The 15,458-nt window shown below is 70.1% G+C and carries 12 protein-coding genes; 3 read left to right on the top strand and 9 right to left on the bottom strand.

The window, feature by feature from the left end:
• Positions 1 to 721: 721 nt before the first annotated feature.
• From ACWGSK_RS19985 to ACWGSK_RS19975, 3 genes are all read right to left on the bottom strand, one after another.
• Complete coding sequence (locus ACWGSK_RS19985) at positions 722 to 3,562, bottom strand: penicillin-binding transpeptidase domain-containing protein (RefSeq protein ID WP_452456414.1); 2,841 nt, start codon at positions 3,560 to 3,562, stop codon at positions 722 to 724.
• A 384-nt stretch (positions 3,563 to 3,946) separates the two neighbouring features.
• Positions 3,947 to 5,293, bottom strand: coding sequence for an FAD-dependent oxidoreductase (locus ACWGSK_RS19980; protein WP_358505426.1), 1,347 nt, complete (start codon positions 5,291 to 5,293; stop codon positions 3,947 to 3,949).
• A 280-nt stretch (positions 5,294 to 5,573) separates the two neighbouring features.
• Positions 5,574 to 6,257 carry a lysophospholipid acyltransferase family protein gene (locus ACWGSK_RS19975; RefSeq protein ID WP_358505172.1) on the bottom strand — a complete coding sequence of 228 codons (684 nt, stop codon included), beginning with the start codon at positions 6,255 to 6,257 and terminating at the stop codon, positions 5,574 to 5,576.
• 225 nt (positions 6,258 to 6,482) lie between these two features.
• Here ACWGSK_RS19975 and ACWGSK_RS19970 point away from each other — a divergent pair, with 225 nt between their 5' ends.
• Positions 6,483 to 7,142, top strand: a complete 660-nt coding sequence (locus ACWGSK_RS19970; RefSeq protein WP_358505169.1) for a cyclase family protein — start codon at positions 6,483 to 6,485, stop codon at positions 7,140 to 7,142.
• 23 nt (positions 7,143 to 7,165) lie between these two features.
• Here the strand turns inward: ACWGSK_RS19970 and ACWGSK_RS19965 are convergent, their stop codons facing one another.
• From ACWGSK_RS19965 to ACWGSK_RS19955, 3 genes are all read right to left on the bottom strand, one after another.
• Complete coding sequence (locus tag ACWGSK_RS19965) at positions 7,166 to 9,253, bottom strand: FUSC family protein (protein ID WP_358505423.1); 2,088 nt, start codon at positions 9,251 to 9,253, stop codon at positions 7,166 to 7,168.
• A gap of 99 nt (positions 9,254 to 9,352) precedes the next feature.
• A complete protein-coding gene (locus ACWGSK_RS19960; RefSeq protein WP_358505166.1) occupies positions 9,353 to 10,555 on the bottom strand; it encodes a coiled-coil domain-containing protein in 1,203 nt (400 codons plus the stop codon).
• A gap of 151 nt (positions 10,556 to 10,706) precedes the next feature.
• Positions 10,707 to 11,249 carry a GNAT family N-acetyltransferase gene (locus ACWGSK_RS19955; protein ID WP_358505164.1) on the bottom strand — a complete coding sequence of 181 codons (543 nt, stop codon included), beginning with the start codon at positions 11,247 to 11,249 and terminating at the stop codon, positions 10,707 to 10,709.
• A 311-nt stretch (positions 11,250 to 11,560) separates the two neighbouring features.
• Between ACWGSK_RS19955 and ACWGSK_RS19950 the strand changes: the two genes are divergently transcribed.
• Positions 11,561 to 12,490, top strand: coding sequence for a LysR family transcriptional regulator (locus ACWGSK_RS19950; RefSeq protein WP_358505160.1), 930 nt, complete (start codon positions 11,561 to 11,563; stop codon positions 12,488 to 12,490).
• A gap of 34 nt (positions 12,491 to 12,524) precedes the next feature.
• Here ACWGSK_RS19950 and ACWGSK_RS19945 read toward each other — a convergent pair whose 3' ends face one another.
• Positions 12,525 to 13,460, bottom strand: coding sequence for a LysR family transcriptional regulator (locus ACWGSK_RS19945; protein WP_452456413.1), 936 nt, complete (start codon positions 13,458 to 13,460; stop codon positions 12,525 to 12,527).
• Positions 13,461 to 13,531: 71 nt separating this feature from the next.
• Between ACWGSK_RS19945 and ACWGSK_RS19940 the strand changes: the two genes are divergently transcribed.
• Positions 13,532 to 14,575, top strand: a complete 1,044-nt coding sequence (locus ACWGSK_RS19940; RefSeq protein WP_358505153.1) for an EamA family transporter — start codon at positions 13,532 to 13,534, stop codon at positions 14,573 to 14,575.
• Here ACWGSK_RS19940 and ACWGSK_RS19935 read toward each other — a convergent pair.
• Both ACWGSK_RS19935 and ACWGSK_RS19930 read right to left on the bottom strand, forming a co-directional pair.
• Positions 14,572 to 14,904 carry a winged helix-turn-helix domain-containing protein gene (locus tag ACWGSK_RS19935; RefSeq protein ID WP_358505150.1) on the bottom strand — a complete coding sequence of 111 codons (333 nt, stop codon included), beginning with the start codon at positions 14,902 to 14,904 and terminating at the stop codon, positions 14,572 to 14,574. The two genes, ACWGSK_RS19940 and ACWGSK_RS19935, sit on opposite strands and share 4 nt — an antisense overlap.
• Positions 14,901 to 15,350: a hypothetical protein gene (locus tag ACWGSK_RS19930; protein WP_358505147.1), complete on the bottom strand. Its 450-nt coding sequence runs from the start codon at positions 15,348 to 15,350 to the stop codon at positions 14,901 to 14,903. Before ACWGSK_RS19930 ends, ACWGSK_RS19935 begins: the two co-directional genes overlap by 4 nt.
• Between the last annotated feature and the right edge of the window lie 108 nt (positions 15,351 to 15,458).

The raw sequence follows: 15,458 nt of genomic DNA, 5'->3' as shown, positions 1-15,458 counted from the left end.
TTCTTGCGCGTCGAAGGGGCGACAGTGGTGTGGGGGATGAACTCGTCCTCGTAGCCGAAAAAGCCCGACTCGGACACGGCTCTGATGGTCGAGGGCGGGCACATATGGGGCTGCCGTACCGCCCGGCCGTTCGAAACGGGCACTCTCGTCCCTGGTCGGTCGGCGGGTTCGAGGGCCGAGCCTGTTCCGGGCGAACAACGAATCCACGCCACGCCCTTGTGCTCGTCCTTGCCCGCCCGAGCACGGAGGGATTCTCGTGGACCCGTGTAGGAGGTTGCGAAGTGCGTGGTGGTGTCGGCCGGCCGGTAGGTGGCCACGGGAGGGGGGAACTCGTCGCGGTCCGATTCCGTCAGCGACCGAAGGCTCCAGACGAGTCGGCCCGGAGGAACCGAAGCCCGCTGACCCTGGGTGCAGAGGGGGCCGTCGCCGGACTCGGGGGCGGCCCCGCGCGTGCTCCCCCGACTCGGACAGGTCCTGGCCTCGCGGCCAAGGCATCGGGGCGACGCATTGTGGACCCGCGCCCTTCCGTCACCCGGCCAGGCCCCTGGGCCGACGGTCGGCGCGGACACGTTCGTCCCGGTCGCCGGGTCCCGCCGCGACCTGGTGTGGGGAGATGGGCAGGTCAGCCGTTCCCATGGGGCCGCTCCCCGGTCGATGGAACCGGATTTCCAGTCCATCTCCCAGGGAGCGGATCACCGGGCGGGCCCTCGGCTCAGTACACCTAGAGCGCGTTGGTGAACTTCGCGGCCAGCGGACCGGCCACGGCCGAACCGCCTCCACCACCGTCCACCACCACGGCGAACGCCACGTCGCCCTTGTAACCGACCATCCACGCGTGGCTGGGCAGTTCGTCGTCCTCGTCGGCGTCCTCGGCGGTCCCGTACTCGGCGGTGCCGGTCTTGCCGTACACCTCGCCCTCGAAGTCGACGCCCTTGGCGGTGCCGTCGGTGACCACCGCGCGCATCATCGGCCGCAGCGCCTCGGCGTTGCCGATGGCGGTCGGCTCCGGCAGCTCCTCCGCAGCCGGTTCGGTCACCAGCACCGGGTGGCGCCATGAACCGTCGGCGACCGCCGCGGGCACCGTGGCCATGTGCAGTGGCGAGGTGAGGATCTGACCCTGACCGATGCCCTGCGCGCCCATCATGGTGGTGCTGTCCACCGGCGGGAAGCTCGGCTCGTGAGTGGCCACACCGATGTCCAGCGACTTGTTCATCCCGAACTGCTCGGCACTGGCCAGCAACGTCTCCGGGTTCAGGTGCTCACCGATCTCGTGCACCAGGGCGGTGTTGCACGAGGTCGCGAACGCCTCGGTCACCGACTGTTCGCCGTACTCGGCGTCGCCCGCGTTGCGGAACGGCCACCCGCCCAGCTCGTACTCCTTGGGGCAGTCCATCGTGGCGTCGGTGGACAGACCGTTGTCCAACAGTGCGCTGTAGGTGACGATCTTGAACGACGAACCGGGCGCGTACTGGCCCTCGAAGGCCCGGTTGAACCCACCGGGCACGTTCACCGCGGCCAGGATCTCCCCGGTGGAGGGGCGGATCGCGACCAACCCGGCCGGGTCGTCGGCGTCGATGATGGCGTTCGACGCCGCGTTCTGGACACCCATGTCGACGCTGGTGGTGATCGACTCGCCGTCGGACCCGTCCAGGGTCGCCAAGGTGTTCTCCTCGGTGGCCTCCAGCGAGTCGGGGTCCTCGGCCTCGGCGGCGTCCACCATCAGGATGGTGGTAGCGGCCTCACCGGCCAAGCGCTCCTCGTAGGTGCGCTGGAGCCCGCTCTTACCGACGGTGTCACCGATGTTGTAGGCCGGGCCCAATCTCTCGATGTCGTCCTCGTCGGCCTCGCCCAGCGTGCCGACGATCATCTGCAGCGAACCGGAGGTGTCCGGGGTGTCCAGCCGGGTGCCGTCGGCGGCGTGGATCTGGCCGCGCTCACCGAACACGGCGGTGCGGGCGAGCACCTGACCCTCGCCCAGCCCGGGGTAGGCGACCTCGGGTGAGAAGTCGACCCACCACTCACCGTCCTCGCGCACGAGCGGGAGTTCGCCCTCCCAGCCCCAGTCCGAGGCGTTGGTCAGCGACAACGTCACCTCGTAGGAGGCGCTGCCGGTGCCACCGTCGGTGACCGGTGTGCCGATCTCCACGTCGACACCGTCCACGCCCAGCCCGGCGTCGATCCCACCGAGGATGGCCTCGGCGTCGTCACCGGTGGTGACGGCGGCCAGACGGGCGAAGTCCTGCTCCTCCCAAGCGGCCTCGTACTCGCCGGTGGCCTCCTCGGGCTCGGGCAGGGTGTAGACGTACCAGCCCACGCCACCACCGATCAGGGCCAGCACGACCACGACCGAGGCCAGGGCGATGAGCAGCCCGCGACGGGACTTCTTCTTCGGCGGCCCGGCGTCGTAGGAGTCGTCGTAGTAGCCGTCACCGTCATCGGGGCCGTGCGGACCCTGGGGACCGCCGGGCCCGCCGGGGCCCTGGCCACCCGGACCGCTGTAGAGGTACTCGTATCCCTGACCCTGCTGGTCCGCCCGCGGGGCGGACCCCTCCTCGGGCCCGAGCGGGGCCGAACCCGGGTAGGGGGTGTCGCCCCCGTAGGTGGGCTGTCCGCGGTAGGGCGTCTCCCAGGACTCGATGGAGGGCTGTTCCGGGGTGGACCGTCCCGACCCTGCGTGCTGTCCCGATCCTGTGTGGGCGCCGGTGCTCGGCGCGCCCCACTGCTCCTGTACGGGTTCGACGGGGCCTCCCCGCTCGCCGGGGGCGGACTCCGCCTCCGGCGGGGTGCCCCACCGCTCCTCGCCTGCTCCGGAGGCCGACCGGTGCTCCCAGGAAGGACTCTGGGCGGGGCCGCCCCACTCTTCGGCGGGTTGTTCGGGGAAGGTCTCCTCGCCCCAGAGCCTGCGCGGGTCGCCGGCCTGTCCGCCGTATTCCTCCCACGCGGGCCGCTCGGGCGAGTCGCCTCGACCGCTCTGTGCTCGATCCCAGGACGCCTCGGGGGGCGGGGCGTTCCATGGCTCCGGTTCCGCGACGTGGCCGTGGTCCCAGCTGTCCTGACCGGAGGGTGGTTCGGGGGCCAGACCCCAGCCGGCGGCGCCGGGCTCGGGTTCGCCGGCGGAGGTCGGGCTCTCCCACACGGGTTCGGTGGAACCCTCCCGAGGCTCTTCGAAGCCGTCGCCCGGGGTGTCCCACGAGCTACGGTCGGCGGTGTCCCAGGAGTTCTCCGCGGGCCGTTCGCGATCTTGGGACACGGGATCGGTGGGGCTCACGTCCCAGGGGCGGGGACCGTGGTCGAGGGCCGGCTCGGCGACGCTCTCGCGGTCCTGGGTCTCACCGGTCTCCCGCGGCACTTCCCATGCCTCGGTGGCGGGCTCACCCGGCTCGGGGTCCGCGGGACGCGGATGCCCGAACCCGAAGCCCCCAGAGTCCTTGGGACGAGCCCCTGATGGCCGCTGGGGGATGCGATAGGGGTTCTCCGGGCGCGGCTGCAGAGCGCCGTCACCGTCCGACCGATCGTCGGGCGGTCCGGAGGAATCCGGCTGTCGGGGGGACCAATCGTCCACGCCTGACCGTCCTTCGTTGCGTTTCCGGGAGAGACCAAGATGCCCCACTCCCACTTCGGTGGGAGCGGGGCAAGAGGTTGATGGTCGGCATGGCGGTCGCCTCTCGGCGCGGGGCACAACGGGGCTCCTGGCCGTCCGGTCCGTCCCACCCCGAGGGGCGGGTGCCGGACGCGGTATTCCGCGAAGGCAATAGTTGAGGCCCGGGGGACACTTGCTACCACACCGACCAACAGTGACTCTAACCCATCGGTCCGGGCAGTTGTTCCACGAACCGGGAGAGAGCCGAATGTGCAATCTCACGGTGCCAGAAGCGCCAAGGGTGGGTAAAGGGCAAGGGCCGGTCCCGCAGAGGGGCGCGGGACCGGCCGGGAATCACGCGCGAGGCTAAGCCTGACGTGCGACGCTGGTCTGTTCCTCACGACTGAGCAGCTTGAGGCGCTTGCGGCCGCGTTCGGCGCCCAGCTCCTCCTCCTTGGCCTCGATGCGCTGCCAACCCTCCCAAGTGGTGTACTCGACACCGCGCTCGGTGAGCAGGGCCCGGAAGGAGACCGGGTCGGGCTCGGTGGCGGGGGTGAAGGAGTCGCGGTCGGCGACCAGGTTGGTGACGGTCTCCAGGGCGTCGCCCTTGGTGTGGCCGATGAGGCCGACGGGGCCGCGCTTGATCCAACCGGTGGCGTACACGCCGTCGATGGGGTTCTCGTCCAGGTCCAGGACCCGGCCCTCGGAGTTGGGGACCACGCCCCGCTCCTCGTCGAAGGGCAGGTCGGCCAGGGGCGAGCCCAGGTAGCCGATGGCGCGGTAGACGGCCTGGACCTCGGTGTCGACGAACTCGCCGGTGCCCTTGACGTTGCCGTCGCCGGTCAGCTCCATGCGCTCGGTACGGATCCCGGTGACCTTGTCCTCGCCCAGGATCTCGGCGGGAGCGTGCAGGAAGTGCAGGTGCAGGCGGCGCTCGGATCCGCGCTCGTCCCGGATCGCCCAGTTCTGCAGGACCTTGACGTTGGTCTTGACCTGGTTGGAGTCATCGCAGGCCTGGAGGCTGCCCTCGTCCATGTCGAAGTCCTCGGCGTAGACCAGGACCTCCACACCGGGCTGCTTGTCCAGCTCGCGCAACTCCATAGGAGTGGCCTTGCACTGGGCGATGCCACGGCGGGAGAACACGTGCACGTCGGTGATCTGCTTGGCGCGCAGACCCTCGTAGACGTTGTCGGTGATGTCGGTCGAGAGCAGGTCGTCGGCGTCCTTGGCCAGGATACGGGCGACGTCGACGGCGACGTTGCCCGCGCCGATCACCGCGACACTGGTGCCCTCCACGTGCCAGGAGGGGTTGACGTCGGGGTGGGAGTCGTACCAGAAGACGAAGTCGGCGGCGCCGTGGCTGCCGGGCAGGTCCACGCCGGGGATGTCCAGGGGTCGGTCGCGGTCGCTGCCGGTGGCGAAGACGACCGCGTCGTAGTGGCGGCGCAGGTCCTCCAGCTTCAGGTCCACGCCGTACTCGACGTTGCCGTAGAAGCTGACCTGGGGCTTGTCGAGGATCTTGTGCAGCGCACCCTGGATCTGTTTGATCCGGGGGTGGTCGGGGGCCACACCGTAACGGACCAGGCCGTACGGCGAGGGCAGCTTGTCGAGGATGTCGATGCTGACGGACGTGCCGCACGCGGACAGGGTCTCGTCCTTGGTGAGCAGGTCCGCGGCGTAGATGCCCGCCGGGCCCGCACCCACGATTCCCACTCGCAGTGGTCGCGTCATCGCACAGCTCCAAGTCTTCGCGCCAGGGTCGGACGCCATCGAAAGGTAAGGCTTGCCTAATCTATCCGGTGTGGCCACCGGGAAAACCCACTATAAGGGTAGGGAATTCTTCTCTCGCCGAGGGGACGAGCGAGAGTGACCCGAGGGGCTCGTGTGCTCGAAAGCCAGGCCGGGGCGCGGATTCGAGCTTGAAAAAGGGCCCTCGACTTCGGGTCAACGTCTCGTCAAGGGCGAATGAGCCCCGGAAACTCTGTGGGGAAAATCACCCCTGTTCGAGCTCCGCCTTGACCGAGGCGGCGAACCGCGCCACCTGCTCCTGCCCGGACAGCTTGGCGATCGCTCCCATGATCGCGTCGGTCGCCTCCCGGCGGGGCTTGGCCTTGTGCGCCTTGTCCCGCCACGGCGACAGGTCCACCGGCTCGCCGAAACGGAGCCCCACCCGGTTGAAGGAGGGGACCTTGCGCCCCGGCGGCAGGATGCGCTCGGTTCCGGTCAGCGCGACCGGGACCACCGGCGCCCCCGTGGTCAGGGCCAACCAGGCCAGCCCGGTCTGTCCCTTGTAGAGGCGGCCGTCGGGAGAACGGGTGCCCTCGGGGAAGATGCCGAACACCTCGCCGCTCTCCAGTACGGCCAGGCTGTTGTCCATGGCCTCCTGGGAGCTCTGGCCGGGCCGGCGGTCCACCGAGAGCGGGCCCAGGGCCCGCAGAGCTCGCGCGATGATCCGCTTCACGAAGGTGCTCTCGTCGAACAGTTCCTGCTTGGCGATGAAGCGGACCGGTCGAGGGCAGGCCACACCGACGAAGAGGGGGTCGATCAGCGCCAGGTGGTTGACGGCCAGGATCACCGGGCCGCTCGTGGGGACGTGGTGAACGCCCTCCACGCGCTGGGGCCACACCATGCGGCTGGCGGGCGCGACGAGGGCCTTGGCCGCTCCGTACATTGACACGATGGAGTCGCCCCTTCTCGGCGGGTGAATCTGCTGTGGGGGTGCGCGGACGGTCGGGGGTCGACGGTCCGCCGCGGTGCCTACGAGCTTAGCGGGGGCCGGATGCCGTTCGATCGGGGTCCTCAACCCCTGTCGTGACCTGTGCCATGCGCGCTAGGGTCGTGGTCTAGACCTCTGGCCCGGTTCAGAGGCCCTCCTGACGGATACGAGCGAGGAAGCACAGCCATGCCGAAACTGGTCGACGTCAGCCACCAGATCACCGACGGAATGAGCACCTGCCCCGGGCTGCCCGAACCCGTGATCAAGGAGAGCACCACCGTCGCGGGCGGGGTCCCCGGGCACGGCGACAGTAGCGGCAGGGTCTCGATGGTCGGGGCGACCGGAACCTACGTCGAGATCCCCGCCCACCCCTACCGTGACGCCGCGGACCCCGCCGATCTGGACCTGGACCGGGTCGCTTGCCTGCCCGGGATCGTGGTCGACGCCACCGCTCGACGACGGATCGGACCCGAGGCCTTCGCCGGGCTGGACCTGCGCGGTCGCGCCGTTCTGCTCCGCACGGGCTGGGACCGGCATTGGCGGACCGAGACCTACGGCGGCCACGACCACCCGCACCTGACCGAGACGGCCGCCAAGACCTTGGTCCAGGCCGGGGTCACCCTGGTCGGCATCGACTCGATCGGGGTCGACGACACCTCGCCGGCCACCGAGGGGTCCCGTCCGGCCCAGGCCACCCTGCTCACCGCGGGGGTGCCGATCGTCAGCCACCTGTGCCTGCTCGACCGGCTGCCCGCCGAGGGGTTCACCTTCCACGCGGTCCCGGCCAAGGTGCGCGCGGTGGCGGCCTTCCCGGTCCGGGCGTTCGCGGTCCTCGACCAGGACTGAGCCCGGCGGGCCCGCCGAGGCCGCTACAGGTCGGCGTCCACGTCCCGCTGGGCGCGACGCTGTTCACGGTGGGCCCGCCGCTCGGCCTCCTGTCGGGCCGACCTCTCGTCCTGGGCCACCGCGGTCGTCATGGCGGTGGCCAGCGCCCGCAGTTCCATGTTGATGCGCGGGTAGGCGGGCAGCCTGGGCAGCGCGCCGAGCCGCGGGGTCCGCCGTTCCTCCATGGCCGAGATGAGTTCGCCGAACGCCAGGTCCACGCGTTGCAGGGTGATGACGCCGACCGGATCGGGGCCGCGGTCCTGGGAGAGCGCGGCCAGCGCCAGGTAACCGATGCGCTGGGTGGCCACCACCACCGGCCACAGCGGTCGGGTGGAGGCCGCCCGGGGCGCGTCGCCGAGGGCGCTCTCGTACACACCCCGCAGGCTCACCGTGGCCGCGCGCATGTCCCTGCGTAGCCGGTACCGGTGCTCCTCGGTGATCTCCGAGTCCTGGTCCAACACCGCCATCATGCACTGGCGGGTGCGCTCCAGCACACTGGAGATGGCCTGTGGCAGGCGGGTCGCCGAAGCCTTGCGCCACAGCAGCAGCGCCCCGGCCAGACCGAACACCGAACCCACCACGGTGTCGATGAACCTGGACTCGGCGAGGTCGGCGAGGGGTGCCGGTTGGGCCGTGTAGGACAGCATCAGCGCCATCGGGGTCAACACGATCGAGGCGTAGAAGAAGTTGCGGGCCACCACGAGCTGCGTGGTGCCCTGGAACAACCCGGCCAGGATGATCACCACGGCCAGCGGTGGGTTCAACATGAGCAGTCCCACCCCGGCCAGCACACCCAGCAGGGTGCCCAGGGAGCGCTGCACCGAACGGTTGAAGGCCAGGGCCACGTTGCCGGCCTGCAACACGGAGGTGGTCGTCAGCGCCACCCAGTAGTAGTGGTCCAGCCCCATCCATAGACCGAACATCCCGGCGGCGGTCACCGTCAGCCACATGCGCAGCGCGGTGGGCCGGATCAGGGACTCCGAACTCAGGCTGGAGCGCAGGGCGCTCGCCAGGGCCGGGTAACGCTCGTCGTGCAGGCCGGCGGAGCGATGGTCGTCCTCGACGTCCTCGTCCTCGGCGCTACGACGAGCGGTCTGGGCGGTCCTGGTCAACAGGCCGTAGAGGCGGGACTCCAACGAGCGTGGCCGCATCCCACGGCGCAACTCGTGCAGGGACTCGGGGTCGGGGGATTGAGAGGGGTCGGCGACGGCCGGTGCCAGCCGCTCGGCGAATTCGGCGGCCTGGGCCGGCAGGGGCGTGGTTCGGGCGATGCACACCTGGGTCGCGGCCAGATGGACGTCGGAGACCCAGCGCAGCAGCGCGCGCAGGCGGGCCGCCTCGGGGGTGGGGCTGTAACCCCGGGTCTGCCCCAACAACACGATCCGCCAGGCCTCGGCCACCGCCACCGAAGCCTGGTGCTGGGCGTGGTCGAGTTCGGGCGTGCCCACGGAACGCAGCAGGGCGGCCAGTTCCCGGAAGGCTTCGGCCACCGCGTGGTATTCGGGACGACGGGACCGGAACGGGGCACCGGACATCGAGACCGTCCAGCCCACCGTGGCGCCCAGCGCGGCGATGAGTGCGTGCAGGGGGACCTCGGCGACCCCGCCGGGGGCGATGGTGGAGATGGTGGCGACAAGGACGAAGAACATCGGTCCGGGCTTGTCCACCCGCCAGGCCGCGCAGACCCATGTGCTCACGCCGGCGGTCAGACCGATGGAGGCCACCGCCGCCCAAGGGGACAAGGACGAGGCCAGGGAGTTGAAGGTCACCGCGGCGACGAAACCCAACCCCACCAGGGCGAGGGCGGCGGCGCGGTAGGAGTAGGGCGTCTTCTTCTCGTACAGGACGGTCATGGACCCGAGCGCGGCCAGGGTGCCGAGCTGGGGGCCGAAGAGCATCGTGGCCAGGGCGAAGGAGACCGTCATCGCCACGGTGGCGTGCACCGCGGTCCGCCACGCCCAGTGCCCCGCCTCCAGGCCGAAGAGCGCCCGAAGGTCCATTCGGGGGCTGGGGCGATCGCCGATGGTCGCACGCCGGGGAGCTTGGTCGGACCGACCATCGCCCAGCGGCATCGGGCCGGTTTCACCAGTGGTTCCCAGATCTCGCACGGCCACCATTCTAAGCCGAATAAAAGGTGCAAAAGGGGACGTAAGTCATATGAGGGGGTGGGCTCAGGCGGATCCCGCCTCCTCGCGAGCGCGCTCCCTCAGGGAATCGAGTTCCGACTCGGCCCGCTCGGCCCGCTCCAAGGCGAGGTCACGAGCCTCCTCGGCCACCGACAGCCGTGCCGTCCCGGCCTCGCGCGCCTCGTTCAAGGTCAGCTCGGAGTTGCGGCGCTGGGACTCCGACTCCGCGGCCAGACGTTCGCGTTCGGCGTTCGCCCGTTCCAACTCCGCGGTCAGGCGCGCCCGCTCGGCCTCGGCGGCCGCGCGGTCCGACTCCGACCGCTGATGGGCACGCTCCAACTCGGTGTCGAACCGGGACCGCTCCGCCTCCAGGTCCCGAGTGGCCCGGTGGGTCCGATCCTCGGCGGCCTCGGCGCGGGCGCGGGCCTCCCGCGCGGCCAGATCGGCCTCCTCACGCAACCGGGACTGTTCGTTGAGCTCGGCCCGTGCCCGCTCGAACTCGCCACGTGAGCGGTCCAGACGCAGCGCGGCCTCGGTGCGCTCACGCTCCAGGTCGGCGCGGGCGCGTTCGACGGTGTCGGCGATCCGACGCTCGGCGGCGGCCAACCCGGCGTTGGCCTCGGCCACGGCCGCGTCGCGCTCCAGCCCCGCGGCCCGGGCGGACTCCGCCGACCGGTCGCGCTCGGCCTCGGCGGCGTCCCTACGACCCAAGGCGTCCTCGGCCATGCGCTCGGCGTCCTGGGTGTCGGCCACCGCCGCGGCGGTGGCCTCCTCGGCGGCCCGCCTGGCCGCCTCGGCCTCACGGCGACGGTTCTCCGCCTCCAACCGTGCGGAGTCGGCCTCCGAGACCCTGCGCGCGGACTCCAGACGGGCCGCCTCCACCTGGGCCTCGGCTGCCGCGGGGTCGGACATCGTCGTGAAGGCCTCGGTGGCCGCGGTCAGGGTCGCTCCGAGCTGTTCGGTCTGCACGGCGAAGCGGGTGAGCAGGTCGTCGGCGCGCAGCCGCGCGGCGGTCACGGGCTCGGCGGCCTGCGGGGTGGTGGCGGGAGCGTGTTCGCGCTGTTCGGCGAGGGCCTCGCTCTGGGCGTTCTCCGCCTCCTGGGCCAGCCGCTGGCGTTCTTTCCAGGCCCGCCACCGCGTGTGTTCGGGCAGGTCGCAGTATTGCGGCGGACGTCCGGGGGCGGTGCCGCGAGGGACCGGTCGGGTACAGCCGGGAAAGACACAGGTGTTCGAGTCGGAGGAGGCCACGGGGCGAGCGTAGCGTCTTCGGCCTTCGAGCCGCCGGGGTGTGTCGCCGGGGTCCGACACGGGGAAGCCCCCGCGCGGGACGTGGGTATGACCGCGCGGGGGCCGGTTCGAGTCGCCGACCCGAAGGGGAGGCCGGCCAGGTGACCTTTGGTCAGTCGTGGGCGCCGAAGCCGTCGACGCGGCACACCATGGTGGTGACGAAGGGCCGAAAACCCTCCTGCTCCAGGAACCGGATGTCCTCGGAGGCGGTGGCCATCGCGGAGAATTCGATGTCCCGCACGTTCATGGCGGCCAGCTGTCGGCGGACCTCCTCCAGGAGCTTGGAGCCCACCCCGGTGCCGGTGTACTCGGGGTCGATGGCGAAGGTCTGCACGACCGCGACCTGTGCGCCCCGGTCCCAGCTGCCCTGCGCGTTCTCGCGGAGGGTCACCATCGCGTACCCGGCCAGGTCGCCCTCGTTCTCGGCGAGGATCGCCATGGTGTCGGGATCGGACATCCAGGACAGGTACTGGGCGCGACGCCGACGCCAGGACTCGTCCAGGCTCACGGCGCTGATGATGTCCTCCAGGTGCGGGGCGGTCACCGTGTGCTGCTGGTGGAGTGCGCCCCACAGGTCCGCGAGCTCCTCCACCTCGTGGGCGCCGAGGTAGCGAAAACCGAGAACACCGATGTTGTTCGGTCGAGGTTTGGTCATCAGCGAATTTTGCATTTTCTTCTCACCCGTTCCACCAGCTTGGGCACTGGAAGCCTGGAAGCCGCCCGATGCGGATTCGTGGTTGAGCTGTGAGTCTGACTGTACGTGCCGGTAATGGAAGGGGAAGGCGCGACACGTGGAAAAACCACGCGCGGCATCGCTAATCGAGAAAAAATACGAATCTTTCCTATGGAGGTATTGCGGGAGTGTGGCGTGTTCGGTGGGGTCGTGTGCAGCGAATCACCCGCAAAGAACCCATGATCGGATCGAAATCACATCGAAACCTTAGGGCCCTGCCATAAATTGGGTTCATGATCGATGTCCGACGTTTGCAGCTCCTCCAGGCCCTCGACCACCACCGCACGGTGGCCGCCACCGCGGAGGCGCTCAGCGTCACACCTTCGGCCGTCTCCCAACAGTTGGCCGCCCTGGCCAAGGAGACCGGTGTCCCGATGGTGGAACGCCAGGGCCGGCGCTTCCTGCTCACCGGGGCCGCGCGCGTGCTGCTCAAGCGGGCGCACGTGATCTTCGCGGAGATGGAACGCGCCACCGCCGACCTCGCCGAGTACTCCGACGGGGACCGCGGCGTCGTTCGCGTCGGCTCCTTCTCCACCGCCATCAGCGACCTGGTCGCGCCCGCACTGGCTCGACTGCGCGACAGCCACCCCGGGTGGAGCTTCGAGGTCGTGCAGGCCGAGCCCGAGGAGAGCGCCGAGATGGTGCGCTCGGGCCGCCTGGACGTGGCCGTCACCATGTCCTCCAGCCACCTGCCGTCCGCGGGGGACCCGGACTTTCGCACCGACCGGGTGATGGTCGAGCTCTTCGACGCGATCCTGCCCTACCAACACCCCCTGGCCACCCGCACCAGCCTCCACCTGGCCGATGACCTGGCCGACGAGGGCTGGATCCTGTCCGGGCCGGGCACCGCCTGGCACGCCTGCGTGACCGCCGCCGCCAACCAGGCCGGATTCCAGCCGCACGTGCTGCACACCGTCGACGACTTCAGCGCCGTGTTCTCCATGGTCCAGGCGGGTCTGGGCGTCGCCCTGATGCCCCGTCTGGCCTGGACGGGTCTCAACCACCCACAGATCGTCGTGCGCGGGGTGCGCGAGACCGCACGCCGGCACATCATCGTGCTCTCCCGGGCCGGGGCCACCCCCGAACCCCTGCTCGCCGCGGTCCGTGAGGCCGCGAGCAAGGTGCCGGTGCCCTCGGTGGGCCCCTTCGCGATCGCGGGCTGACCCGGCGGGCCCACCCCTTCCCCGACCCTCCTGATCACTCCGCCGTCGTGGACCACGGCAACGGTGGAACGTCGTCGAGTACGTCCTCGGCGGATTGGTGCAGATAGGCGGCGACCACCCGGATCGGTCGCCAGGACCAGCCGCCGGTACGCCCGGCCAGGTACACCTGTCGCACCCCGCCCAACTCGCCGAGGGGTGCGTGGGCCACCCCGCGCCGGGTGGCCGTCGACAGTCGGGGCACCACGCCCACGCCCAGCCCGGTGGCCACCAACTCCTCGAACAGCTCCAGGGTGTCGATCCGGTGCACAATCCGCGGAGTGAACCCCGCGTCGGCGCACATCCGGTGCACCAGGGCCTCCTCGTCTCCCCGGTAGGGGCTGGCGATCCAGGCCGCTTCGGCCAACTCACGCAGGCGCCGACGGGTGAGGGTGCGGCTGTCCGCCCCAAGAGAGGGCTGGGACAACAGCAGCCCCTCCGTTCCCACCGGATGCACCGTCAGCGTCCCCGGGAAACGTCGGGGGAGAAGACTGTACTGGTACACCACCCCCAGATCCGCCTCGCCATCCTGCAACAGCGCCAGCGCCTGCTCCGATTCGTACTCGGTCAGGTGGATGTCGATCCCCGGGTGATCACGGCTCAACCGGCGTAGCGCGGGCAGCACGATCGGCGCCGCCGAGGTGTACATGACCAGGTCGACGCGGCCCACCGGGTCGCCCTCACCGGCGAACTCGGCCCGGGCCGCCTCCACCCGGGCGAGGATGTGCACCGCGTGTTCGGCGAGCCTGCGCCCGGCCGGGGTGAGCCGTACCCGGCGTCCGTCGGGGGCGAGCAGGTCCACCCCCGCCTCCTTCTCCAGAACGGCGAGGTGCTTGGAGACCGCCGAGGTGCTCATGCCTGTGACCTCGGACACGGCCGCCATGGTGCCGAGCCGGTCCAGTTCCACGAGGAGACGCAGACGCGTGAAATCCATCCACCGAAACTACATGGTCCATCAACCATGAGTTCGTGGACAGAAACGAAGAGCTTGGATCGAATGATCGGGTGATCCGCTCATTCCTCCCCTCATTCAGCCCTGCCCGCTTCCGGGTCCCGGCTCCGCTGATGCTGCTCATCGGCATGTTCACGCTGCACACCGGCAGCGCGCTCGCCGTCACCGCGTTCGAGCACGCCGGGCCCGCCACGGTCACCTGGCTCCGCCTCAGTTGGGCCGCGGTACTGCTGCTGGCGATCGGTGGTCGCCCTCTGTGGCGGGCCGTGCGCGCTGCGACCCGGCGTGAGCTGGGTGCCGTGGTGATCCTGGGCACAGCGAGCGCGGGGATGATGATGTTCTACTCCGAGGCGACGGCGCGGATCGAGCTGGGCACCGCCACCTCCATCGAGTTCCTCGGAACCCTCGTGGTGGCCGTGGCCGCGATGCGCAGACGTCGCGAACTCGTGTGGATCGTCGCCGCCGTCGTCGGCGTGGTGTGCCTGACCCGTCCCTGGCACGGCGACCTCGACCTGGTCGGTGTCGGTTTCGCGCTCGCCGGCGCGGTCTGCGTGGTCGGCTACATCATCCTCACCCAGAAGGTCGGCGCGGGCTTCGGCGCCGTCCATGGGCTGACCCTGTCGATGGTGGTCGGCGCGCTGGTCACCGCCCCGCTGGGCGCCCCGGCCGTGATCGCCGAACCGAACCTCGAACTGATCGGGTTCACCCTGCTCATCGCCCTGCTGTTCCCGATGGTGCCGTTCCTGCTGGAGATGATCGCCCTGCAGCGGATGAGTCGGACCGGCTACAGCACCTTCTCCAGTCTGGAGCCGGCCGTGGCCCTGGTGATGGGCATGATCGTCATCGGTCAGGCGCCGGTCACCGTCCAGCTGGTGGGTATGGGGTTGGTGGTGATCGCCGGTATCGGTGCGGCGCGCGGGGACCGTGGTTCCAGGCCGGCCGTCCCAGAGAAGAAGGTGGTGCGCGAGCGCCGGGTCCGAACGGGTCCGGGGGTGAAGGACGGCGCCTCCGGGCCGCACACCCCCGCACACGCCGAGGTCCTCGATCCTGAAGGGTTCGAGGACCGGGAGCCGGTGCGCGGGGTCACCGCGGCCTAATCGCCTTCTCGATCGTCCTTGGACGGGGGGAACGTCATCCCGTCGGCGATGTCGCGCAGCGCCCGCACGTGCTGGTCGAACGCCCTGCGCCCCTGCGAGGTCAGCGTGAGCGAGGTGCGGGTACGCCGACCCACCCGGAACTTGCTCACCGCGACGTACTCGGCGTCCTCCAGAGTGGATATCTGCTTGGACAACACCGAGTCGCTGACCTCCACCAGGTCGCGTAGGACGCGGAACTCGATGGTATCGGCCGAGGCCAGTGCGGCCACGACGGAGAAGCGGACGGGGGAGTGGATGACCTCGTCCAGTCGAACGCGTGGATGGTTCACTTCGTGTTCCTGCTGCGACGCAGGGCGATCAGTCCGGTGACCGTGGTCGGCAGGGCGCTCAGCACCGCCATCGGGGCCCACCAGAGCAGGTCTCCGGGGAAGACGTACATGCCCACGAACAGGGCGACGCCGTAGATCACGCCCCAGGCGGCGATGCCCCACGCGTGCAGTGGGCCGTACCCCAGGGGCTTGACCGGCTGTCGCGCCGAGTAGACGCTCAGCAGGCAGATGATCGTCACCGCCACCACGCTGGCCACCAGCGATCCGACCGCGGAGTTGGTGATGCCCAAGGACAGCACCAGTCCCAGGCTCACCATCCCGTAGGCGATTCCGTAGAACGCGTACCAACCGCCCATGGGGCGGACCCTCTCGTTCAAGTTCTGGGCCTGTTCCAGTGCGTCCCAGGCATCTTCCCTGCGCATGTGCACGCCTTCCGTGGTCGTCATGTTTCTATGTTGGCATTGACTTTCCAGTCTGGCAAGTAATGTCCACGAAGAAACCTACCGGGGCATGGCACGTCCCACGTTCCCGAGAAGCACGCGCCCGGCGCCGAA

The organism is Nocardiopsis sp. NPDC055551 (genome assembly GCF_053619415.1).
This window is presented reverse-complemented; position numbering and strand designations above follow the sequence as displayed.